A 22290-nucleotide genomic window follows, 5' to 3' on the forward strand; every position below is an offset into this window, starting at 1 on the left:
TCAGCTGGCGAAGTGCGGGCGGCGCTGGGCCGCCAGCACGGTCCGCAGTTCGGCGCGCACCCAGCACATCCGGCGGACCGCTTCCTCCGGGTGGTCGCCGAACTCCGCGGCCACCGCGGCGGCGCATCCGTCGCTGCCGTGGCGCAGGATCATGGCCGTCACGGTCTGCTCGACCGTCTCCCGGCTCGGACGCTCAGACGGCTGCAGGTCGGAGACGAACAGCGCCTCCGCGGCCAGTTCCTGCACAGTGCTGATCATGTCGAACTCCCCGTGTGCGACGACTTGCTCTGTGGCTAGCTGACACCCGCGCCGGTGCCGAAACGGAGGCTGGTCCGTTGCAGCTCGGTTGCCCTCATCTTCCTCGCGTGTGTCGAACCGGCCCGCAGGCACGCCGACGTTGTTTCGCTGTCTCTCCGGTGGCGCCGTCCGCGTCGCCGGCCGGTGCCCGGCCCGCCGATGCCGGCGTGCACGTCACCTAAGGGCCTTGTTACTCCGATACGATCCCGCTCGCACCCCAATTAACGCAACGCACCGGTCGGCTGTGCGACTCCGGAAAGCGCAGCTCAAGACGGTTATGCCCGGCCAATACGGCGAGAAACCGAAAGATCTGGCGAATGCCCCGCCGAGCGGGACCCGCCCGTCGCCGTTCGGCGGACGCTCCGGCTGCGCGCGACGCGCCACGGGACAGGACAGGCCGCCCCGGCAGTGCCGGGGCGGCCCGTGACGTCGCGGTGCCCTACTCGTCCGCCGGGTCGGTGTCGGTGTCGTCGGTGCCCGGGTCGGGCTCCCCCGGCGGCGTGGTGACCGTCGAATCGGTCGGCTCGGTGGTCGGGTCGGTGGTGGTCGGGTCCGCCGTCGGGCAATTCGACTGGCACCCCGGCCCGGGCCCCGGCCCGTTGTTGCCGCCGCCGCCCGCGTTGGTCGTCGTCGTGGTGGTGGCCGTGGCCGTCGGTGTGGTGGTCGTGGTCGTGGTGGTCGTGGTCCCGGTGGTGGGCGGCGTGGTCGTGCCGGCCGCGCCGGTGGTGGTGGGCAGCGGCCCGGGGGTCACCACGCCGCCGGGGCCGATGATGATGCCGGGTGCCGGGTTGTCCTTGGCCGGCGGCCCGAACGTGTAGCCCTTGCCGTTGGCGAGCTTCTGCACCGGCCGGGACGGCTCTCCGGGCTTGCCCGACACATACGTCTCGCAGGTCTTGTTGTCCAGCTCGAAGACCATCGGCGGCTGGTTGCTCGCGTCGTACCGCCCGGTCACGTCCAGGGTGACGGCGTTCTGCGGGTTGAGCGTGCCCGGCGACTTGACCGTGACCGCGGTGCCCTGCTGGGTCAGCTGGACCTTGCCGTTGCCGGAGACGGTCTGGTCGCCCTGCATGATGAACCAGAGGTTCCAGTTCTTGATCGGGGCGTTGTCCCGGTTGGCCACGGTGACCGTGGCCTTGAAGCGGTCACCGGTGTCCGACCAGACCGCGTAGCTGACCACACACTTCCCGGTGGCGGCCACGATGCTGGGTTCGGGGAGCGACTTCGGCGACCGGCCGTCGTTCGAGCCGGCCGCGGTGGCGGTCAGGCTCCAGCCGTAGACGGCGACGCCGAGCAGCGCCACGGCGGCGGCCACGAACAGGACCCGCCGGCCCTGGGTGCGGTGCGGGCGGGACGGTCCGGCGCCGCCCGGGCCGGACGGACCGGGGCCGTGCGGCGGCGGTGCCGGCGGACTGCCGCCGCCACGCTGGGACGGGAGGCTGTCCGCGGGCCGGCCGGAGCCGGTGTACGCGGGCCGGATCGAGGTGGGCGGGCCGGCGGCCGATCCGGCGGAGGCCGGCGGGCCGGCGGCCGGCGCGGCGGCCACCTGCTGGGACCGCGGGGTTCCGGCGAAGCGGTTGTTGCGCCCGGGAGCCGGTCCCGGGCCACGGTTGTCGGCCGGGGTGTCCGGCAGCGCCGGCGCGTTCGGGCCGGCGATCGGCCCGGACGGCAGCGACGAGAGGTCGGCCGCCGGGTTCATCGCGGCGGCGATGGGCCGGCCGGCGACCCGCTCGCCCGCGACCGCGGCCTCCACGTCCGCGACCGGGACCGGGATCGCGGTGCCGGGCGCCGGGGAGACCGGGGCGTCGATCGGCGCATCGTGGTGGGCGGCCGCCATCGCGGCGGCCGCGGCGGAGAGGCTCGACGGGCCGTCGGCGTGCACGGCGGCCACGCCGCGTCCGGCGGCGGGGGCCGGGGCGTAGCTGGACCGGGGGCGGCCGAGGCCGCCGGTGTACGGGTGCGCGGACGGCAGGATGGTGGTGTCCTCGCCGTTCTCGCCCCAGTCCGGGACCAGGCCGCGGACCGGCGACTCGGCCGAGATCCCGGCCAGCACGTGGGCCAGTTCGGCACTGGAGGGCCGGTCGTCCGGGTTCTTCTCCAGGCACCGGCCGATCAGCGCGGAGACCGCGGGCGGCAGGCCCTCGACCGGCGGCATCGGCTCGGGCTCGGTGTACTGGTGGGCGCGCAGCAGCGCGGTGGTGGTGCCGACGTCCCAGGGCAGCTGGCCGATCAGGGTGCGGTAGATCAGCAGGCCCACCGCGTACACGTCGGTGGCCGGGCTGACCTGACCGCCCTCGAGCCGCTCGGGCGCCAGGTAGGCCGGGGTGCCGAGCAGGCTGCCGTCGGGGTCGATGTCGTTTTCCCCGATCAGCGCGGAAATCCCGAAATCGACCACCTTGGCGCCGGACGAGGTGAGCATGACGTTGGCCGGGGTGACGTCGCGGTGCACGATGCCGCGGGCGTGCGCGCCGGCGAGCGCCGCGGAGACCTCGGCGCAGATGCGCACGGCGGCGGGCCACGGCAGGCGCCGGACGCGGGCCAGTACGGCCGCCAGGGACTCGCCGTCGACCAGCTCCATCACGACGTACGGCACCGCTTCGCCGTCCGCGGTGGTGGCTTCGCCGTAGTCGTAGACGTTCGTGATGTGCGGGTGGCTCAGACGCGCGGCGGCCTGGGCCTCCGCACGGAGCCGGCGCCGGAACGAGGGATCGGCACTGGTCGACGGGGGCAGCACCTTGACCGCCACCTGTCGGCCGAGAACCTCGTCGAAGCCCCGCCACACCACTGACATCCCGCCGGCACCGAGCCGCTCGACCAGTCGATAGCGACCGGCCAGCAGACTCGAACCGGGCAGGTCCGTCGTGCTCATGTGCCCCCACATGCGCGATTCGAGAAAACGTCGAGAAGCACCGCCATGCGCCTCGGCGTCGGGGTGGTGTCTCGATCCTTCGGCGGACCGGGGCGTTCCCCTTCGACGGCGAGATGTTAGCCCAATAACGGCCTCGGTCTCGACCTCTCCAGGTGCGGCATGACCTGCGGGTTGTCACGCAGGGTTAGGAACTTCGAGCCCCCGGTACGGGACCCGCCGGGAGCCGGAAAACCGCAGGTCAGAGCGGTTTCGCCGGGCTTCGCGCGTCCCGATTGTTCGATACGTCGGAACTTGCCACTCTCACCCGTTCGGGTGGCCCCTCAGGGAATGGCTCTACCTGCAGTGGTGGGCGCGTCACTCTGCGAAAGTTTCGCGTGCATGGAAACAACAATGTCGGAAGGACAACAAATCCCGACTACGCAGAGTTGCCACCTGATTGATTCCGCCCGAACCGGCCCAGACCGGGGCTCTAGCTGCGCTACCTCGACTGATCGGCCCATACGTTGACGTCGATCATTCTTTTGTCGCCGCCGTCACGAGTCGTGCGTGTCCCGGGCCGGCCGGCACCGCACCCAGTTCGCCGAGGAGGGCCAGCATGGGCTGCAGCCGTTCGTACACCACCAGAACCACCTCGCCGGGCGCGGCCAGTTCCAGGGCCGCGGTGACCGCCGAGCGGTAGCCGTCCGCGCGAACCGCCCGCAGCAGCGGGCGGCGCGCCCGCATCTCGCGTTCCACCAGGGCGGACACCTCACCGGGGGCGCGGCCCCGCGGATCCTCGTCGTCGTAGAGCACGGCCCGGGTCACGCCGTCCGCGAGCACCTGGGCGGACGCGGCGAGCAGATCGTCGCGCCGGTCGCCGGGCAGCGTCACCGCGGCCACGCAGCGGTCCGGGCCGAACATCCGGTGCAGGGTACGCAGCGCCGCGGCGAGCGCGGCCGGGTTGTGCGCGTAGTCCAGGAAGATCGAGACCTCGCCGCAGCGCAGCAACGTGCCCCGGCCGGGGTTGTGCACCGGCGGATCGAACTCGGCGAGGCGCTGCGCGACCACGTCCGGCGACGCACCGAGCGCCCGGGCGGCGGCGATCGCGGCGAGCGCGTTCGCGGCGGCGTGTCCGGCCGCTCCCCCGTACCCGCCCGGCAGGTCGGCCAGGCGCAGCAATGGCGTCCGCCGCGGCCCGGTGGCCTGGACCAGCCAGCGGTCCTGCAGCAGGTACGCGGTCCGGCCCTGGCTCAGGTGCGCCACCACCACCGGGTTCTGCGGATCGGTGCCGAACCACACCACCCGCTTGCGGTCCGCGCGCACCCGGGGCCGGTCGACGAGGCTGCGTACCCACGGGTCGTCGGCATTGAGCACCAGCGTGCCGCCGTCCCGCACGCGCTCCGCGACCAGCGCCTTGACGTGCGCGATGTCCTCGATCGAATCGAGGCCGTCCTGGCCGAGATGATCGGCGGTGATATTGGTGATCACGCCGACGTCGGTCCAGTCGTAGCCCAGCCCGCGCCGCAGGGTGCCGCCGCGGGCCGTCTCCAGCACAGCGGCCTGCACGCCCGGGTCGCCCAGCACGGTCTGCGCCGAGCGCGGGCCGGTGGCGTCCGCGCGCAGGATCGTCCGGCCGTCCACGGCCACCCCGTCCGTGCTGGCCAGGCCGACCGTCACCCCGGTGCCGGCCAGCAGGTGCGCGGTCAGCCGGGCGACGCTGGTCTTGCCGTTGGTGCCGGTGACCGAGACGGTCGGGATGCGGCCGTCCGCGCCGTTCGGGAACATCGCCCGGACGATGGCGTCGCCGACGTCGCGGGCCCGGCCCTGGACCGGTGCCAGGTGCATGCGCAGGCCGGGCACGGCGTTGACCTCGATCACGCCGCCGGTCACCTCGTCCGGGTCGCCGGCCGGCGGCGGCGGGTCGGCGATGTCGTGCAGGCGCAGGTCGATGCCGGCGATGTCCAGGCCGACCAGGGCGGCCACCCGCAGGCAGAGCCGGGCCACGTCGGGGTGCACCCGGTCGGTGACGTCCCGGCTGGTGCCCCCGGTGGACAGGTTGGCGTTGTCCCGCAGCCAGACCTCCTGCCCGGCCATCGGTACGGTCCGCAGCGTGCAGTGCTGCCGTTCCAGGACCTGCCGCACCACGTCGTCGACGGTCAGCACGGTGAGCACCCGGGCGTGACCGTGGCCGCGGCGGGGATCCGCGTTGACCGCTTCGATCAGTTCCGCCACGGTGTGTTCGCCGTCGCCCACCACGTGCGCGGCGACGCGCTCGGCGGCCGCGACCACCTCGCCCGCGACCACCAGGACGCGGTAGTCCCGGCCGGGCAGCTGCCGCTCGACCACCACGTCGCCGCCCGCCGCCGCGAACGCGCGCTGCACGTCGCCGGCCGTGTGCAGGTGCAGCGCGACGTGCTCGCCCTGGCGTCCGGCCCGCGGCTTGACCACCACCGGCGCGCCCAGGTCGTACAGCAGGCGCACCGCGGCCTCCCGGGTCCGGGCCGCGCCGCCGGGCACCACCGGCACCCCGGCCTCGCCGAGCAGCCGGCGGGTGACCTCCTTGTCGCCGGCGATGTCGATGCCCACCCCGCCGGTGCGGTCGGTCATCGCGGCCCAGGCCAGGCGGCGGCGGTTCCCCCAGCCCAGGCGCAGCAGGCTCAGGTCGCCGAAGCGTTCCACCGGGATGCCGCGCCGGCGGGCCGCCGCGATGATCGCCGCGGTGCTCGGGCCGGTGGCCTCCCGTTCGGCGATCGCCCGCAGCTCGGCGAGCCGGGCCCGCAGGTCGCACGGTGAGGCCGCCACCACGGCGGTGACCAGGTCGACCGCGGCGTCGAGCAGCGACGCGGGCAGGCTGGACTCCGGCGACTCGTCGACCGGGCATTCGATGATCACGTCGTACAGGCCGGGTTCGCCGGCCGACGCGGTGCGCCCGAAGCTGATGTCGCGCCCGATCAGCTGGGACAGCTCGATGCAGACGTGCTCGGTGACGTGGCCGAAGTAGGTCCCGCCGCGCATCCGGCTGACGAACCCGCCCGGCGCCCCGGCCGCGCAGTGATGCTCGGCCAGGCCCGGCAGCGTCCGCAGCACCCGCTCGGTGAAGCCGGTGACGTCCGAGGTCTCCCGGCCGGTCAGCTCGTCCAGGCGCAGCCGCGCCACCACGGCCGGCCGGGACAGGTGCACGTTCGGTCCGCGCAGGCGGCGCAGGCTGATGATCTTCATGCGGCTCGTCCCCGTTCTCCGGCGGGCGCGTCGAGGATCGACGGACGGCGGCCGGACAGCTCGAATCTGCAACCCGCGGGCAGGACGTGGATGCACGCGCCGGACAACGCGATCGCCCCGGACTCCGGCACCCGGATGTCGGTGGCCCCGCCGGCATCGACGACCGTCACCGAACCACTGCCGAGCACCTCGAAGGCGTCCCCCTCGGCCAGGATCGCGGTGTCCTCGTCGATGCCCACGCCGAGCTCGTGCGGATAGTGCGCGACCGCGCTGAGCAGCCGGTTGAGCCGGCCCCGCTCGGCGAAATGCATGTCGATCAGGACGCCGGGAAGGAACTCCAGGCCGGGTCCGGTGCGCACGCTGTCCGTGGTCACCCCCGGGCCGTCCCCGCCGACGATCATCGTGCTGGACATCATGGCCGCGCCGGCGCTGGTCCCGCCCAGCACGACCCGCCCGGTGGCGACCAGCGACTGCAGCAGCGAGTCGGTCCGGGTGCCGCCCAGCACGGCGGCGATCCGGGACTGGTCGCCGCCGGTGAAGTAGACGCCGGTGGCCGATTCCAGCACCGCGGTGACCGCCGGGTCGTTGGCGTCCGGACGGGTGGCCAGCCGCAGCGCCCGGACCGCGCCGGCGCCCAGGTCACGGAAGGCCCGGACATGCTCGGCCTCCAGCACGTCGGGGGTGGTGCTGGCGGTGGCGATCACGACGACGGTGGCGGCCGGTCCCCCGGCGAGGTCGACGAACCGGCGCAGCAGTCCCGTTCCGGCCGCCCCGCCGATGATCAGCAGGCGGGCGCGGCGCGCCGTGTCGGTTAGCACAGCACCCCCCTCGCCGCGTTGATCAGCCACCGTTGAGGTTAAACGGAACAAAACCGAAACATTGGACTAATCACCGGCTTCGCCGCCCCCGTCCCGGGCCGCGTCGACCTTGGCGTTGCGGTGCGAACAGAAGCCGCGTCACACCCGCAACACCGGCACCACGAACTCCGGGAGGCAGGGGTGGTCAGCGGCGGCGGGCGCCGGGGCCGGGGCGGGGGGTGATGTCGCGGTTGGTGGTCACCCGGTGCTGGTTGGCGCAGTGGACCTCCACGTGCACCGCGCCGTCGCACGTGCGGTGGGCGAACTCCAGCGGCGGTCCCTCGGGGTCGCACAGGTAGGTGTCGCCCCACGCGGCGACGGCGATCAGCACCGGGTACAGGTCCAGGCCCTTGGGGGTGAGCCGGTACTCGTGGCGGACCCGGGCGCCGGGCTCCTGGTACGGCTCGCGGCGCAGCACCCCGTGTTCGACCAGCGTGGCCAGCCGGTTGGTCAGCACCTGCCGCGGGATGTGGGTGCGCACCCGCATGTCGTCGAAGCGGCGTACCCCGGAAAAGATCTCCCGGAGGACGACGAGCGTCCACTTCTCGCCGATGATCTCCATCGCGCGGCTGATCGTGCAGGTCTCGATGGACCACTCCAGGGCGGCGGGCGTCATGACCCTAGAGGCTAGGTCTCATTGACAGACGCAGCAAACCGGTGGCAACCTGCGTCCATGACGCAGACCCAGAGCGAGCGCAGCCGTACCTACTCCTGGACCGACCCGGCCGAGCACGCCGGACGCCTGGGTCGCGTCGGCGGTCTGGAGCTGTTGCGGGCCATGGCGTCGGGCGCTCTCCCGCCGCCACCGGTCATGCATCTCATCGACATGGGCGCCATGGAGGTCGAGGAGGGCAGCGTGACGGTGCATCTGGACCCCCGCGAGTTCCACTACAACCCGCTCGGCACGGTGCACGGCGGCGTGCTGTCCACGCTGCTGGACACGGCCGCCGCCTGTTCGGTGCACTCGACGCTGCCGGCCGGGGTGGCGTACACGACTCTGGATCTGAATGTGAAGTTCCTGCGCCCGGTCACCGTGGCGTCGGGGCGCCTGTGCTGCCGGGGCGACGTGCTGCAACGGGGCCGCCGGACCGCGCTGGCCGAGGCCCGGCTGACCGACGGGTCCGGCCGCCTGGTCGCGCACGCCACGTCCAGCTGCCTGATCTTCGACCTGCCCGCGGTCTGAGCCGGTCGGGCCGGTCACGCATCGACACCCGCGATCCGGGGCATGCGGAGACATGCCCCAGCAGGAGAACGGCGCCACCCCGGAGGAACAGGCCGAACTCGACCGGGAGGACGCGGAGGAACGCGAACTCGTCCGCCCGCCCGACGTCAACCAGGAGTCCAACCGGTCCGCGACCCGGCTCGAGCTGTTCTTCGACCTGGCGTTCGTCCTGTTCGTGGCGCGCTGCGCGGACCTGCTGGCCAAGGACGAGACCTGGTCCGGCGCGCTGACGTTCACGGCGGTGCTGACCATCGGCTGGTGGGCCTGGGCCAGCACCACGCTGTACGCCAACCGGTTCGACACCGACGACGCGATCTTCCGCCTGCTCACGCTGGCCGGCATGGCCGGCGTGGTGGCCATGGCGGCGTCGGTGGACAAGCTCGACGCCACCACGAGCCGGTGGTTCGCGCTGGCGTACGTCGTGTTGCGGGTCGTCCTGATCGCCGGCTACCTGCGCGCCTGGCGGGTCCTGCCGGACGCCCGGCGGACCATCCGCCCGTACCTGCTGGGGCACTCCGCCGGCGCCGCGGTCTGGCTGATCTCGCTGGCGGTGCCCACCCCGGCCCGGTACGTGCTGTGGGGCGTCGGCGTCGCGGTGGACCTGGTCGGACCGACGCTGGCGGCGCGGCTCAAGGACGCCATCCCGCTGCACATGGAACATCTGCCGGAGCGGTTCGGCCTGTTCGTCATCCTGGTGCTGGGCGAGTCGGTGGCCGCCGTGGTGACCGGCGTGCACGACGGCGGGTGGACGGCCGGCGTGGTCGCCACCGCGGCGTTCGCGTTCCTCGTCGCCGCCGCGGTGTGGTGGTCCTACTTCGACCTGTCCGGCGGCGTCGCGAAGCGACGGCTGCTCCAGGAGGGCCATGACCGGACCCGGCAGGGCGTGCACGACTTCTACGTGTATGCCCACCTGCCGATCGCGGTCAGCCTGGCCGCGGTGGCGGTGGGCCTGGAGCACGCCGTGGTGCACGGCGCCGACGGCCACCTGTCCACCGGCACCCGGGCGGTCCTCGGCATCGGCCTGGCCGGCTTTCTGGCCAGTGCCGCGCTGATCCAGGCCGTGCTGGCCGGGCACGTCCGGGCCGCGCTGGTGTGGCCGGGCACCGGCGTGCTGCTGGTACTGGCGGTGTCGCTGATGGACCTTCCGCCACCGGTCCTGCTCGCCCTGCTCGCCGCCGTACTGGTGGCCGGGGTGGCCACCGGCGTCGCCCAGCACCGGGCCGGCGAGATCCACACCGCACACACCTGAGCGGGCCCGTCGCTCAGACGGCGAGGAGCCGTGATGGTGTCGCCGCTGGAGGCGGCTTCGGCGGGGTAGTCGGCGCAGGCGGAAACGAGAAGGATGTCGAATGCGTCAACTGCGGGCCGCCTGCCGCTGGCGGCGCGCCTCCCGCTTCTCCTCGAACCGCTTCGCCTGCGCGTCCAGTTCCGCCATGTGCCCGGCCAGCTCCTCGCGGGCCTGCTCGCCCTCGGCGCCCAGGCCGGTGCGGTCCCACACGTTCCACTGCCGCAGGACCGGGGCCAGCACCTCGTCCCGGTGCTGCCGCAGGTCGTAGATCCCGGCCAGCGCGATGGACAGCGCCTTGCGGCCGAAGCCCTCGATGTTCGCGCCGGGCATCTGGAACTGGCTCACCACGTCGGTCACCGCCCGCATCGCCTGCCCGGGCGCCAGGTCGAACGCCGCGCCCAGCAGGTTGCGGTAGAACACCATGTGCAGGTTCTCGTCCGCGGCCACCCGGGCCAGCAGCTGCTCGGCGATCGGGTCGCCGGTGGCCTTGCCGGTGTTGCGGTGCGAGATCCGGGTGGCGAGTTCCTGGAACGCCACGTACGCGATCGAGTGCAGCACCTCGTCGTCGTGCGCGTTGGTGTAGCCGGCCTCCATGTGCGCCATCCGGGCGCGCTCCAGCGCGACCGGGTCGACCGCCCGGGTGACCGTCAGGTAGTCGCGGATCGCGACGCCGTGCCGGCCCTCCTCCGCGGTCCACCGGTGCACCCATGTCCCCCACGCGCCGTCCCGGCCGAACAGGGTGGCGATCTCGTGGTGGTACGAGGGCAGGTTGTCCTCGGTCAGCAGGTTGACGATCAACGCGGTACGCGCGACGTCCGGCAGCGCCGAGTCGTCCTCGCGCCACGGCTCGCCACCGAGCAGGCCGTCGAACGTGCGGCCCTCGCTCCACGGCACGTACTCGTGCGGGAACCACTCCTTGGCGAGCGTCAGGTGGCGGTCGAGATTCGTGGCGACCACGGGCTCCAGCTCGACGAGCAGAGACGTCTGATCCAGCGGCACGAGCGCCCTCCCTACGGTTGCGTAACTTACGCAACCGTAGCCTATGTCCTCCCCGAGGAGGACCCCCCACGTCGTTCCCGTGACCGACGACCCGTGTGCCGCCGGTCACCACACTGACGGAGACCGAACGCTCACCGAGGGGGAACCATGCTCAGACGCGCTCTGACCTGCGTCAGCACCGCCGTACTGCTGGTCGCGCCGGCCGGTACCGCCACCGCCGCCCCACCGGGCGACGTCCTGCAGCGGCGACTCGACGCGGTGCACGCCGCCGGCATGCCCGGCGCTTTCGCCGAGGTCCGCGACGGCGACCGCACCCGGACACCGGCCACCGGCGTGATCGACATCCGCACCGGGCGGCCGGTCCGCGACGGCCTGCGCCACCGCGTCGGCAGCATCACCAAGACCCTCGTGGCCACCACCGTGCTGCAGCTCGCCGGCGAGAAGCGCCTGCGGCTCGACGCGCCGATCGGCCGCTACCTGCCCGACCTGGTCCCCGGCGAGATGGGCCGCCGGGTCACCGTGCGGATGCTGCTCAACCACACCAGCGGCATCGGCGACTTCGACACCGAGCTGATCCGCGAACCGGAGGATCTGATCACGGTCGGCCGCACCACGTACCGGCCGGAGCACCTCGTCCGGATCGGCCTGGCCGCGCCCCCGACGACCGGATACGCCTACGCCAACACCAACTACGTGCTGGCCGGGCTGATCGTCGAGCGGGCGACCGGGCGCAGCCTGGAGTCCGAGGTGACCCGCCGCATCCTGCGCCCGCTGCACCTGCGCGACACCTACTTCGAGGGCGCCGACCCGCTGATCCGCGGCCCGCACATGCACGCCTACGTCCCGTGGACCGACGGCGAGCCGCGCGACTTCACCCGCTACAACATGTCGTGGCTGTGGGCCGCCGGGGACCTGGTCTCCACCGCCGCCGACCTGAACCGGTTCTACCGGGCCCTGCTCACCGGCCGCCTGCTGACCCCGCCCCTGCTGGCCGAGATGCAGACCACCCCGGGCAGCGGGTACGGACTCGGCCTCTACGCGGTCCAGCTGCCGTGCGGCACGTTCTGGGGCCACGACGGCGGCACCATCGGCCACCAGACCGTCTCGTGGCACAGCCCGGACGGAACGCGCCAGGTGACGTACGCCCAGAGCATGGCGTTCTACCAGGAGTCCCCGACCGAACCGCACCCGATCGACGTGGCCGCCGGCGTGTTCCTGGTCACCGCGCTGTGCGGCGGGCAGCCCGCGGCCCGCTCCGCCGCCGCCGTCCGGCCGGCGACCGACGGCGTCCTCACCGGACACCGCTGACCCGGTTGCGGGCAGTGACCACAATGGAGGAATCCCGACATCGTCACCGAGGAGGGACCATGCTCAAACGCACTCTGACCTGCGTCATCAGCGCCGTACTGCTGGTCGCGCCGGCCGGCACGGCGATCGCCGCCCCGCCGGGCGACGTGCTGCAGCAGAAGCTGGAGGCGGTGCACGCCGCCGGCATGCCCGGCGTCTTCGCCGAGGTCCGCCACGGCCACCGCACCTGGACACCGACCGCCGGCGTCATCGACGTCCGCACCGGGAGGCCGGTCCGCGACGGCCTGCGCCACCGCGTCGGCAGCATCACCAAGACCTTCGTGGCCACCACCGTGCTGCAACTGGCCGGCGAGAAACGCCTCCGGCTGGACGCGCCCATCGGCCGCTACCTGTCCGAACTGGTGCCCGGCGAGGAGGGCCGCCGGGTCACCGTCCGGATGCTGCTCAACCACACCAGCGGCATCGGCAACTACACCGACGAACTGCTGGCCACCGGGGACGACCTCGTCGCGGTGGGCCGCACCACCTACCGGCCGGAGCAGCTCGCCCGGATCGGGCTGGCCATGCCGCCGACCAACGCGCCGGGCGCCGGCTGGTCGTACTCGAACACCAACTACGTGCTGGCCGGGCTGATCGTCGAGGAGGTGACCGGGCGCAGCCTGGAGTCCGAGGTGACCCGCCGCATCCTGCGCCCGCTGCACCTGCGCGGCACCTACTTCGAGGGCGCCGACCCGGTGATCCACGGCCCGCACATGCACGCCTACGTCCCGTGGACCGACGGCGAGCTGCGCGACTTCACCCGGTACAACATGTCCTGGGCCTGGGGCGCCGGTGATCTCGTCTCCACCGCCGCCGACCTGAACCGGTTCTACCGGGCCCTGCTCACCGGTCACCTGCTCTCCGCCCACCTGCTGGCCGAGATGCAGACCACGGTGCCGATGGACGCCGCCGACCCGGAGGCCGGCGGGTACGGCCTCGGGCTGTACTGGCTCCCGACACCGTGCGGCCGGGCCTGGGGCCACAGCGGCGGCACCATCGGTCACCAGACCATCTCGTTCCACCGCGCGGACGGCAACCGCCTGATGACGTACGCGCAGAGCATGGCGTTCTACCAGGAGTCGACCGAGCCGCACCCGATCGACGAGGCCGCCGCCGACTTCTGGATCACCGCGCTCTGCGGTGAGCAGCCGGCAGCGGCCCGCACCACGACCGATCTCCGCCCGTTCCAGGTGGACCGGGAGCTGGCGGTCAGCCTGCGCTGATCGCCGGCGCCCGGTCGGCGGCGGGCGGGTCCCAGGTGGACGCGTCCGCCTCCACCTGGTCGCCGGAGCGGATGTCCTTCACCGTGTCCGGCGCGCCGGGGAACCACACGTACGGAATGCCCCGCCGCTCGGCGAAACGGATCTGCTTGCCGAACTTCGCGGCCGTCGGCGCCACCTCGGTGGCGATCCCGCGGCCGCGAAGGGCGGCGGCCACCCGGTCGCACTCCCGGCGCTGGTCCTCGTCCGGCAGCGCGACCAGCACGCACGTCGGCACCTTGCGGGAGACGGTCAGCGCGTCCCGGCCGAACAGCAGGCCGAGCATCCGGGAGACGCCGATCGAGATGCCCACGCCGGGGAACCGCTCGGTGCCGGACGAGGCCAGGTTGTCGTACCGGCCGCCGGAACAGATCGAGCCGAACTTCTCGTACCCCTGCAGTTGGGTCTCGTAGACCGTGCCGGTGTAGTAGTCCAGGCCACGGGCGATCTTCAGGTCCGCCACCACCAGGCCCGGCGCGTGCTCGGCCGCGGTCTCCACCACCCGGACCAGCTCCGCCAGGCCCTCGTCCAGCAGCGGTTCGCTGACGCCGAGCGCGCGGACCCGGTCGACGAACGAGCCGTCCGCCGCGGAGATCCCGGCCAGCCGCAGGCACGCCGCGGCCTGCGCGTCGGTCGCGCCGGCCGTCTCGACCAGCAGCGCGGAAACCTTGTCCGGGCCGATCTTGTCGAGCTTGTCCACGGTACGCAGCACCTGATCGGTGTCGGACAGGCCGAGGCCGCGGTAGAAGCCCTCGCACACCTTGCGGTTGTTCACCATGATGCGGGCCGGCGGGATCGGCAGGCCGCCCAGCGCGTCCCCGATCACCAGCGGCATCTCGGTGTCGTAGTGGAACGGCAGCGTGTCGCGGTCCACCACGTCGATGTCGGCCTGGGCGAACTCCCGGTACCGCCCCTCCTGCGGCCGCTCGCCCCGCCACACCTTCTGGATCTGGTAGCGGCGGAACGGGAAGTTCAGCTTGCCGGCGTGCTCCAGCACGAAGCGGGCGAACGGCACGGTCAGGTCGAAGTGCAGGCCCAGCGCGTCGTCACCGCCGCCCGCGGACGGGTCCTCCTGGAGGCGGCGCAGGACGTACACCTCCTTCGAGGTCTCGCCCTTGCGCAGCAGTTGATCCAGCGGTTCCACCGCGCGGGTCTCCAGCGGCGCGAAACCGTACAGCTCGAAGGTGGTGCGGATGCGGTCGAGCACGTACTGCTCGATCATCCGCTGGGACGGCAGCCACTCAGGGAAGCCGGAAATGGGCACGGGAGGTCTCCGAAGTCAGAGAGCGATCAGTTCCCGCAGGTACGGGTTGGTGGACCGCTCGCGGCCGATGGTGGTGGCGGGGCCGTGGCCGGGGAGCACGACGGTGTCGTCGGCGAGCGGCAGGATCTTGTCCCGCAGGCTGGCCGTCATCGTCGTCAGGTTGCCGCCCGGCAGGTCGGTGCGCCCGATGGAGCCGGCGAAGAGCACGTCACCGGAGAGGCAGACCTGGTCCGCGTCCCACGACGTGCCGGCGCCCGGCAGCCGGAACAGCACCGACCCGCCGGTATGGCCGGGCGCGTGGTCGACGGTGATCTCCAGTCCGGCCAGCGCCAGCGTGGCACCGTCGGTGAGTTCCGCGACGTCGTCCGGCTCGGTGTAGGTCAGCCGGCCGCCGAGCAGCGACCTCAGGTCGGCGCCCAGTCCCTTGCCCGGGTCCGCCAGCATCTCCCGATCGGACGGGTGCACGTAGGCGGTGATGCCGCGGGCGCCGCACACCGGCGCCACCGAGAACGTGTGGTCGAGGTGGCCGTGGGTGAGCAGCACGGCGGCCGGGTGCAGGCGGTGCTGGGCGAGCACCTCGTCCAGGCGATCCAGCACCCCGATGCCCGGATCGACGATCAGGCACTGCTCGCCGGGGCCGGCGGCCACGACGTAGCAGTTGGTGCCGAACGCCTCGGCCGGAAAGCCGGTGACGAGCATGGCGCGCCCCTCCCCTCGAGCAAATGGTGATCGTAACGAGCCTAGCCGGGCGGGCGCACACCACATTCACAGGACGTACCCGTACACTCTTGCGGGCGTGTGGCGTGGCACACCGCGGGGCGTGCAGGTGACGCAGGCCACAAGGCATTCGGCGCAGGAAGGACAGCACTCGGTGGCATCCAGCAAGGACCGGCAGCGCGCTCTCGCGCGCGCCAAGCTCGATCGGCAGTTGGCACGCCGGGCCTCGAGAGAACGCCGCAAGCGACGGATCCAGGCCGGACTCGGCGCCGCGCTGGCGGTCGCGCTGATCGTCGGCGGCGTCGCGTGGCTGGGCGGCATGTTCGACGAGAGCGACGAGCCCGAGGACACGGCCGCGAGCAACCTGTGCGCGTGGACGCCGCAGAGCGCCGAGAGCAACACCGACCTCAAGGACGTCGGCACCCCGCCGACCACCGGAATCCCCACCTCCGGGACCGCGCCGATGACGGTCACCACCAACCAGGGCGCCCCGATCACCGTCGCGCTGGACCTGGCGAACGCGCCCTGCAGCGGTGCGAGCCTCACCTACCTGGCGCAGAAGAAGTTCTACGACAACACCGAGTGCCACGAGATCACCGCCGAGGGGGCGCTGCACTGCGGCGATCCCAAGGGCACCGGCCTCGGCGGCCCGACGTACACGTTCTACAACGAGAACGTGCCCACCGCCCCCGCTCCGGAGCCGAGCGCGTCCACCGCGCCGCCGCCGGCGAAGCCGCTCTATCCGAAGGGCACCGTCGCCCTGTGGAGCAACCCGCCGGGCAACAACGGCAGCCAGTTCCTGATCTTCCTCAAGGACTACGCCCCCAAGTCGGACCCGCAGTACCCCATCGTGGGCACCGTGACCGCCGGGCTGAACACCCTGAACAAGATCGGCAAGATTGCCACCGTGGACAACGGCTCCGGTGACAAGGTCAAGCCGAAGGAGAAGGTCGTCGTGCAGTCGGTGACCGTCGGTGCCGCGGCGGCGGACACCCCGCCCGCGCCCGCCCCCTCGGCCAGCAGCCAGTCCTGAACCGCGAGACAGACAACCCAGGAGGAAGACCGTGTCGTCGATAAAGGACCGGCAGCGCGCGGCGGCGCGGGCCCGGCTCGAGAAGGAGATGGCGGAACGCTCCGCGGCGGCGCGTAAGCGCCGGCAGCGGCAGGCCATCATCGGTTCCGCTCTAGTCGTGATCGTCATCGCGGGTGCGGCATTTTGGATCGTCAACACCGTGGGCGCGGACGACAGCGACGAGCCCGCGAACAACGCCGGTGCCGCCCCGGCCGGCACGGTGGCCTGCACGTGGAACCCGGAGGACGCGGCGGGCGGCGGCAAGGTCGTCGACGTCGGCACGCCCGGCCCCAACGCGCCGAACACCGGCACCGCCACCATGACGATGAGCACCACGCTCGGCGACATCGTGGCCACGGTGGACCGCGCCAAGGCCCCCTGCACGGCCGCCGCCATCGAATACCTGGCCAGCAAGAAGTTCTGGGACGGGACGAAGTGCCACCGGATGGTCACCGAGGGCATCAAGGTGCTGCAGTGCGGTGACCCCAGCGCCAAGGGCAAGGGCTACCGCCAGACCGACGGCACCGGCGGCCCCAGCTTCCGGTACGCCGAGGAGAACCTGCCCACCGCGGCCACCCCGCCGTACCCGCGGGGCACCATCGCGATGGCCAAGACGCAGGCCCCGGCCAGCACCGGAAGCCAGTTCTTCATCGTGTACGGCGACGCCCAGCTGCCGCCGGACTACACGGTCCTCGGCAAGGTCACCAAGGGCATGGAGATCGTCGACAAGGTCGCCAAGGCCGGTACCGACAACGCCAACCAGCCGGGCGACGGTCACCCCAAGCAGGAGATCGGCATCAAGTCGCTGTTGATGGCCGCGGCCTGAGCCCCACGCAACGGGAAGGGCGGGCCGGTTCCGGTCCGCCCTTCCGCGTGTCCGCGCCTCAGGCCAGGTGTGCGCGCAACCCGGCCGCACCGGGTGCCACCCGCGGGCGCAGGACGAGACGCTCGTCGTAGTCCCCGCCGGCCTGGGTCCGGTAGGCCAGCGGCACGGTGGCCGGGATCGTCAGCAGCCGTTCACGCAACCGCGCGGCCGCCTCCTCGGCCTCCCCGGGGCCGAGCCGGTCCGCGCCCCAGATCAGCACCGGGGGCAGCACCTCCGCCCCGGCGTAGAACAGCACGCCGTGCTGCAGCGGGAACAGCAGGTCGTCGACGGCGCCGTGGATGCCCCGCTCGCCGTAGGACCAGGCCGGCCCGCCCATGGTGACCACCGCGATCGCGCGCTTCCCGGCGAGGAACCCGTCGCCGTAGCCGATCCACTCCCCGTTCGGGCCGCGGTGGCCGTAGGCGTAGCCCAGGTGCCAGACCCGGTCGAACCAGCCCTTGAGGATGGCCGGCATCCCGAACCACCACATCGGATACTGGACGACGACGGTGTCGGCACGGTCGATCTTGGCCTGCTCCGCGCGGATGTCGGCGGCCTGCGTGCCCTCGCGGTGGGCCCGTTCGGCCGCGGCGGCGACCCGGAAGCGCCGGGCCGGGTCGTGGGCGTAGCTGGCGGCGTCGACGACCGGGTTCCACCCCATGGCGTACAGGTCGGACACCTCGACGGTGTGCCCCTCGGCGCGCAGGGCCTGCTGGCCTTCGGCGGCGAGGTAGCCGTTGAGCGAGCGGGGTTCGGGGTGCGCTGAGATCCAGAGGACGTTCATGCCTCCAGCGTGGGCCGGCGGCCCGGCCGGGACGAGTGGCCCGATGGACAACATGTGCGAGGATCGGGCCATGAGCGCTTTCGCCGGGGACGGCCGGCACCGGGTCGCGGTCCTGGTCCGCGACGAGGTGCTCTCCTTCGAGCTGGCGCTCGTCCACCGCCTGTTCGGTCAGGCCCGCACCCCGGCCGGCGCGCGACTGTACGACGTCGTCACCTGCGCGCTCGCGCCCGGCCCGATCCGGACCGACGCCGACTTCCCGATCACCGTCGCCCACGGCGGGCAGGCGCTGGACGAGGCCGACACCGTCGTCGTACCCGGGTCGCGGGCGGACTTCGCGACTTCCGACGCAGAGCCCGGCCCCGACGCGGTCGACGCACCCGTGGCGGCAGCCCTGAGACGCCTCGGAGCCGGCACGCGGATCGCCTCGATCTGCACCGGCTCGTTCGTGCTGGCCGAGGCGGGACTGCTCACCGGCCGGCGGGCGACCACGCACTGGCGCTCGGCCGAGCGGTTCCGGCGGCGCTTCCCCGACGTCACCTTCGACCTGGACGTCCTGTACACCGACGACGGCCGCATCCTGACCTCCGCCGGTGCCGCCTCGGGCATCGACCTGTGCCTGCACATGATCCGCACCGACCACGGTGCCGCCGTCGCCAACGACGTGGCCCGCGGCACCGTCGTCCCACCGCACCGCGCCGGCGGGCAGGCCCAGTACGTCCAGCGCCCGGTCCCCGACCAGCGCGTCTCCTCGACGAGCCGGGCCAGGGAGTGGGCGCTGGCCAACCTGCACCGGCCGGTGAGCCTGCGCGACCTCGCCGCCCAGGAGGCCACCAGCACGCGGACCTTCACCCGCCGCTTCCGCGAGGAGATCGGCACCTCGCCCGGGCAGTGGCTCACCCGCCAGCGGGTGGAACGCGCGTGCGCGCTGCTGGAGCGCAGCGACCTGCCCGTGGACGAGGTGGCCGCCGCGGCGGGTTTCGGCTCGACGGCCTCGATGCGGGCGCACCTGCACGCCGAGCTGGGCATCTCACCCAGCACCTACCGGGCCACCTTCCGCGGCGACGGCAGCGGGTAGCCGGTGGTCAGGCGCCGGACGTGACCCGGTACGCGTCGAACACACCGTCCACCTTGCGCACCGCGGCGACCAGGTGACCCAGGTGCTTCGGGTCGGCCATCTCGAACGTGAACCGGCTGACCGCCACCCGGTCGCGGGTCGTGGTGACCGTCGCGGACAGGATGTTCACCCGCTCCTCGCTCAGCACGCGCGTCACGTCGGCCAGCAGCTTGTGCCGGTCCAGCGCCTCGACCTGGATCGCTACCAGGAACGTCGACGCGCTGGTCGGCTTCCAGCTCACCTCGACCACGCGCTCGCTCTGCTCGCGCAGGTCCTCGGCGTTCGCGCAGTCCTCCCGGTGCACGCTCACGCCGCCGGAGCGGGTCACGAAGCCGAACACCGCGTCGCCCGGCACCGGCGTGCAGCAGCGGGCCAGTTTCACCCACACGTCGCTGACGTCCTTGACCACCACGCCCGGGTCCTGGGCGGTGCTGCGGTTGCGCGGCGGGCGGGTGGCGACCGCGGTCTCCGCGATGTCCTCGACCGCGCCCTCCTCGCCGCCGAACCCGGCGACCAGCTTCTGCACCACCGACTGCGACGAGACGGTGCTCTCCCCCACCGCGGCGTACAGCGACGCCACGTCGGGCAGGTGCAGGTCGCGGGCGATGGCGGTGAGGTTCTCGCTGGTCAGCATGCGCTGCAGGGGCAGGCCCTGCTTGCGCATCTGCTTGACGATCGCGTCCTTGCCGATCTCGATCGCTTCTTCGCGGCGTTCCTTGTTGAAGTACTGCCGGATCTTGGTGCGGGCCCGCGGGCTCTTCACGAAGCCGAGCCAGTCCTGGGTGGGGCCGGCCGTCGCGGACTTCGACGTGAAGATCTCGATCACGTCGCCGTTGGACAGGGTGGACTCCAGCGGCACCAGCTTGCCGTTCACCCGGGCGCCGATGCACTTGTGCCCGACCTCGGTGTGCACCGCGTACGCGAAGTCCACCGGCGTCGACCCGGTCGGCAGCGGGATGACGTCGCCCTTCGGCGTGAAGACGTACACCTCCTGGCTGGACAGGTCGAAGCGCAACGCGTCCAGGAACTCGGACGGGTCGCTGGCCTCGCGCTGCCAGTCGAGGAGCTGGCGCAGCCAGGTCATCTCGTCGATGTGGGCCGGCGGGCCGACGATCGTCGCGCCCTTCTGCTCCTTGTACTTCCAGTGCGCGGCGATGCCGAACTCGGCGGTGCGGTGCATGGCGAACGTGCGGATCTGCATCTCGACCGGCTTGCCGGTCGGGCCGATGACCGTCGTGTGCAACGACTGGTACATGTTGAACTTCGGCATCGCGATGTAGTCCTTGAACCGGCCCGGCACCGGCTGCCAGTTCGCGTGGATGACGCCCAGCGCGGCGTAGCAGTCGCGGACCGTGTCGACCAGGATGCGCACGCCGACCAGGTCGTAGATGTCGTTGAAGTCGCGGCCCCGGACGATCATCTTCTGGTAGATCGAGTACAGGTGCTTGGGCCGGCCGGTGGTCTCGGCCTTGATCTTCGCCGACTTCAGGTCGAGCTGGACCCGCTGCGTCACCTGGCGCAGCAACGCCTCCCGCTGCGGCTGGTGCTCGCCGATCAGCCGGTTGATCTCCTCGAACCGCTTCGGGAACAGCGTGCCGAACGCGAGGTCCTCGAGTTCCCACTTGATCGTGTTCATACCGAGGCGGTGCGCCAGCGGAGCCAGGATCTCCAGCGTCTCCTTGGCCTTCTGCTCCTGCTTGGCGCGGGGCAGGAAGGTCAGCGTCCGCATGTTGTGCAGCCGGTCGGCCAGCTTGATGACCAGCACCCGCGGGTCCTTGGCCATGGCCACGACCATCTTGCGGATGGTCTCCGCCTTCGCCGCGTCGCCGAGCTTGACCCGGTCGAGCTTGGTCACGCCGTCGACCAGCAGCGCCACCTCGGCGCCGAAGTCGGTGCGCATCGCGTCGAGGGAGTAGTCGGTGTCCTCGATCGTGTCGTGCAGCAGCGCGGCGACCAGCGTCGTGGTGTCCATGCCGAGGTTGGCCAGGATGGTCGCGACCGCCAGCGGGTGCGTGATGTACGGGTCGCCGGACTTGCGGTACTGACCCGAGTGCCACCGGGCGGCCACGTCGAACGCCCGCTGCAGCGCCCGCCCGTCGGCCTTCGGATGGCTGGCGCGGTGGGTGGCGATCAGCGGCTCGAGCACCTCGCTGACCTGGGTGGTCTGCCAGGGCGCGTTGAACCGGGCGAGCCGGGCCCGGACCCGCCGCCCGGTCGGGGCGCTGGCCAGGCCGAACGTGCTCGCCGACTCCTCGGCGGGAACGAGCGCCTGAGCGGAGTCGGAGTCCTCGGGCCCGTCGGCGGGCGGCGGGTCCGGCGTGACCGTGGCCGGCTGCGCCTCCGCCTGCACCGTCGCGTCGGCGCCGGCGCGTGAGTTGTCGGTCGGCTGCACCGTGCCCTCCGATGGAGGGGCGACGTCGCTGGACACCGGCCTCCTCACCTCGCTGCTCACCTGCTTGAGAACGTCATCCTACCCGGGTGTTCTTCCCGCAGTGCCCGACCCGAACCGGCTAAACCGCGCCGCCGCACAGGTAAGACCGGGATCAAACGGTCAGGAGCGCGTGGACCGGGCGCGGCGCCAGCCGTTCCCGGCCGCGCAGGAAACCCAACTCCAGGAGTACGGAGAAGCCGGCCACCGCGCCACCGGCCCGCTCCACCAGCTCCAGGGCGGCGGCCGCGGTCCCGCCGGTGGCCAGTACGTCGTCCACCACCAGCACCCGCTGGCCCGGCACGAACGCGTCCTCGTGCACCTCGATCGTGGCCTCGCCGTACTCCAGCTGGTAGGTGGCGGCGAGCGCGGGCCGCGGCAGCTTCCCCGCCTTGCGCACCGGCACCACCCCGGTGCCGGTGGCGTACGCGATCGCGGCGGCCACCACGAACCCCCGGGCCTCGACCCCCGCCACCAGGTCGAACGAATCGGCACCGTGATGGGCGACGATCCCGTCGATCACCTGGCGGAACGCGGCGCCGTCGGCGAACAGCGGCATCAGGTCCTTGAACACGATGCCGGGCTTGGGGAAGTCGGGCACGTCAACCGCCCGGCTCTCGATCAGCGCGGCCAGATCCGGCCCGTCCTCGCCCCGGCTGCCGTCGTCCTGCACCCTCGCGGTCTCCGTCACGCCGCCCACCCTATCGATGCGG

Annotated in this window: 18 protein-coding genes; 7 read left to right on the forward strand and 11 right to left on the reverse strand. The window is 72.5% G+C overall.

Features of this window, described 5'->3' with window-relative positions:
• The 5 genes from LDL48_RS17735 to LDL48_RS17760 form a co-directional block, all read right to left on the reverse strand.
• Complete coding sequence (locus LDL48_RS17735) at window positions 1–258, reverse strand: hypothetical protein (protein WP_225256257.1); 258 nt, start codon at window positions 256–258, stop codon at window positions 1–3.
• A gap of 478 nt (window positions 259–736) precedes the next feature.
• Window positions 737–3163, reverse strand: coding sequence for a protein kinase domain-containing protein (locus tag LDL48_RS45050; protein WP_372472136.1), 2427 nt, complete (start codon window positions 3161–3163; stop codon window positions 737–739).
• 513 nt (window positions 3164–3676) lie between these two features.
• The gene (gene cphA / locus LDL48_RS17750; RefSeq protein WP_225256258.1) at window positions 3677–6361 is read right to left on the reverse strand and encodes a cyanophycin synthetase; all 2685 of its coding nucleotides are present in this window, start codon (window positions 6359–6361) and stop codon (window positions 3677–3679) included.
• Complete coding sequence (locus tag LDL48_RS17755; protein ID WP_225256259.1) at window positions 6358–7179, reverse strand: cyanophycinase; 822 nt, start codon at window positions 7177–7179, stop codon at window positions 6358–6360. The genes cphA and LDL48_RS17755 overlap by 4 nt, the downstream gene beginning before the upstream one ends.
• A gap of 184 nt (window positions 7180–7363) precedes the next feature.
• On the reverse strand, window positions 7364–7834 hold the full coding sequence (locus LDL48_RS17760) for a winged helix-turn-helix transcriptional regulator (protein ID WP_225256260.1): 471 nt from the start codon (window positions 7832–7834) through the stop codon (window positions 7364–7366).
• Window positions 7835–7855: 21 nt separating this feature from the next.
• Between LDL48_RS17760 and LDL48_RS17765 the strand changes: the two genes are divergently transcribed.
• On the forward strand, window positions 7856–8401 hold the full coding sequence (locus tag LDL48_RS17765; RefSeq protein WP_255628395.1) for a PaaI family thioesterase: 546 nt from the start codon (window positions 7856–7858) through the stop codon (window positions 8399–8401).
• A 52-nt stretch (window positions 8402–8453) separates the two neighbouring features.
• Window positions 8454–9689, forward strand: coding sequence for a low temperature requirement protein A (locus tag LDL48_RS17770; RefSeq protein WP_225256262.1), 1236 nt, complete (start codon window positions 8454–8456; stop codon window positions 9687–9689).
• A gap of 105 nt (window positions 9690–9794) precedes the next feature.
• Here LDL48_RS17770 and LDL48_RS17775 read toward each other — a convergent pair whose 3' ends face one another.
• Window positions 9795–10727: an acyl-ACP desaturase gene (locus tag LDL48_RS17775; RefSeq protein ID WP_225256263.1), complete on the reverse strand. Its 933-nt coding sequence runs from the start codon at window positions 10725–10727 to the stop codon at window positions 9795–9797.
• A 147-nt stretch (window positions 10728–10874) separates the two neighbouring features.
• On the opposite strand from LDL48_RS17775, the gene LDL48_RS17780 reads away from it, so the two are divergent.
• The gene (locus tag LDL48_RS17780; RefSeq protein ID WP_225256264.1) at window positions 10875–12035 is read left to right on the forward strand and encodes a serine hydrolase domain-containing protein; all 1161 of its coding nucleotides are present in this window, start codon (window positions 10875–10877) and stop codon (window positions 12033–12035) included.
• Window positions 12036–12184: 149 nt separating this feature from the next.
• A complete protein-coding gene (locus LDL48_RS17785) occupies window positions 12185–13297 on the forward strand; it encodes a serine hydrolase domain-containing protein (RefSeq protein WP_372472143.1) in 1113 nt (370 codons plus the stop codon).
• Here the strand turns inward: LDL48_RS17785 and hisS are convergent.
• Window positions 13284–14597 carry a histidine--tRNA ligase gene (hisS, locus tag LDL48_RS17790; RefSeq protein WP_225256266.1) on the reverse strand — a complete coding sequence of 438 codons (1314 nt, stop codon included), beginning with the start codon at window positions 14595–14597 and terminating at the stop codon, window positions 13284–13286. The two genes, LDL48_RS17785 and hisS, sit on opposite strands and share 14 nt — an antisense overlap.
• Window positions 14598–14612: 15 nt before the next feature.
• The gene (locus tag LDL48_RS17795) at window positions 14613–15296 is read right to left on the reverse strand and encodes an MBL fold metallo-hydrolase (protein WP_225256267.1); all 684 of its coding nucleotides are present in this window, start codon (window positions 15294–15296) and stop codon (window positions 14613–14615) included.
• Between the two features lie 172 nt (window positions 15297–15468).
• Between LDL48_RS17795 and LDL48_RS17800 the strand changes: the two genes are divergently transcribed.
• Window positions 15469–16347, forward strand: coding sequence for a peptidylprolyl isomerase (locus tag LDL48_RS17800; protein WP_225256268.1), 879 nt, complete (start codon window positions 15469–15471; stop codon window positions 16345–16347).
• Window positions 16348–16378: 31 nt separating this feature from the next.
• The gene (locus LDL48_RS17805; RefSeq protein WP_225256269.1) at window positions 16379–17212 is read left to right on the forward strand and encodes a peptidylprolyl isomerase; all 834 of its coding nucleotides are present in this window, start codon (window positions 16379–16381) and stop codon (window positions 17210–17212) included.
• Between the two features lie 58 nt (window positions 17213–17270).
• Here LDL48_RS17805 and LDL48_RS17810 read toward each other — a convergent pair whose 3' ends face one another.
• Window positions 17271–18035, reverse strand: coding sequence for an NAD(P)H-dependent oxidoreductase (locus LDL48_RS17810; RefSeq protein WP_225256270.1), 765 nt, complete (start codon window positions 18033–18035; stop codon window positions 17271–17273).
• Between the two features lie 70 nt (window positions 18036–18105).
• Here LDL48_RS17810 and LDL48_RS17815 point away from each other — a divergent pair, with 70 nt between their 5' ends.
• On the forward strand, window positions 18106–19110 hold the full coding sequence (locus LDL48_RS17815) for a GlxA family transcriptional regulator (RefSeq protein ID WP_225256271.1): 1005 nt from the start codon (window positions 18106–18108) through the stop codon (window positions 19108–19110).
• 7 nt (window positions 19111–19117) lie between these two features.
• On the opposite strand, the gene LDL48_RS17820 is transcribed toward LDL48_RS17815, so the two are convergent.
• Window positions 19118–21577 carry a RelA/SpoT family protein gene (locus LDL48_RS17820; protein ID WP_225256272.1) on the reverse strand — a complete coding sequence of 820 codons (2460 nt, stop codon included), beginning with the start codon at window positions 21575–21577 and terminating at the stop codon, window positions 19118–19120.
• A gap of 115 nt (window positions 21578–21692) precedes the next feature.
• Window positions 21693–22268, reverse strand: a complete 576-nt coding sequence (locus LDL48_RS17825) for an adenine phosphoribosyltransferase (protein ID WP_372472137.1) — start codon at window positions 22266–22268, stop codon at window positions 21693–21695.
• Window positions 22269–22290: the final 22 nt, after the last annotated feature.

Origin of the sequence: Jidongwangia harbinensis, assembly GCF_020216025.1 — a bacterium.
Lineage (GTDB): Bacteria > Actinomycetota > Actinomycetes > Mycobacteriales > Micromonosporaceae > Actinoplanes > Actinoplanes harbinensis.

What these genes read in the sequence shown, in the direction of transcription:
- LDL48_RS17735 (WP_225256257.1), bottom strand. Translation starts at nt 258, where the DNA reads ATGATCAGCACTGTGCAGGAACTGGCCGCGGAGGCGCTGTTCGTCTCC.
- LDL48_RS45050 (WP_372472136.1), bottom strand. Translation starts at nt 3,163, where the DNA reads ATGAGCACGACGGACCTGCCCGGTTCGAGTCTGCTGGCCGGTCGCTAT.
- cphA (WP_225256258.1), bottom strand. Translation starts at nt 6,361, where the DNA reads ATGAAGATCATCAGCCTGCGCCGCCTGCGCGGACCGAACGTGCACCTG.
- LDL48_RS17760 (WP_225256260.1), bottom strand. Translation starts at nt 7,834, where the DNA reads ATGACGCCCGCCGCCCTGGAGTGGTCCATCGAGACCTGCACGATCAGC.
- LDL48_RS17770 (WP_225256262.1), top strand. Translation starts at nt 8,454, where the DNA reads ATGCCCCAGCAGGAGAACGGCGCCACCCCGGAGGAACAGGCCGAACTC.
- LDL48_RS17780 (WP_225256264.1), top strand. Translation starts at nt 10,875, where the DNA reads ATGCTCAGACGCGCTCTGACCTGCGTCAGCACCGCCGTACTGCTGGTC.
- LDL48_RS17795 (WP_225256267.1), bottom strand. Translation starts at nt 15,296, where the DNA reads ATGCTCGTCACCGGCTTTCCGGCCGAGGCGTTCGGCACCAACTGCTAC.
- LDL48_RS17810 (WP_225256270.1), bottom strand. Translation starts at nt 18,035, where the DNA reads ATGAACGTCCTCTGGATCTCAGCGCACCCCGAACCCCGCTCGCTCAAC.
- LDL48_RS17815 (WP_225256271.1), top strand. Translation starts at nt 18,106, where the DNA reads ATGAGCGCTTTCGCCGGGGACGGCCGGCACCGGGTCGCGGTCCTGGTC.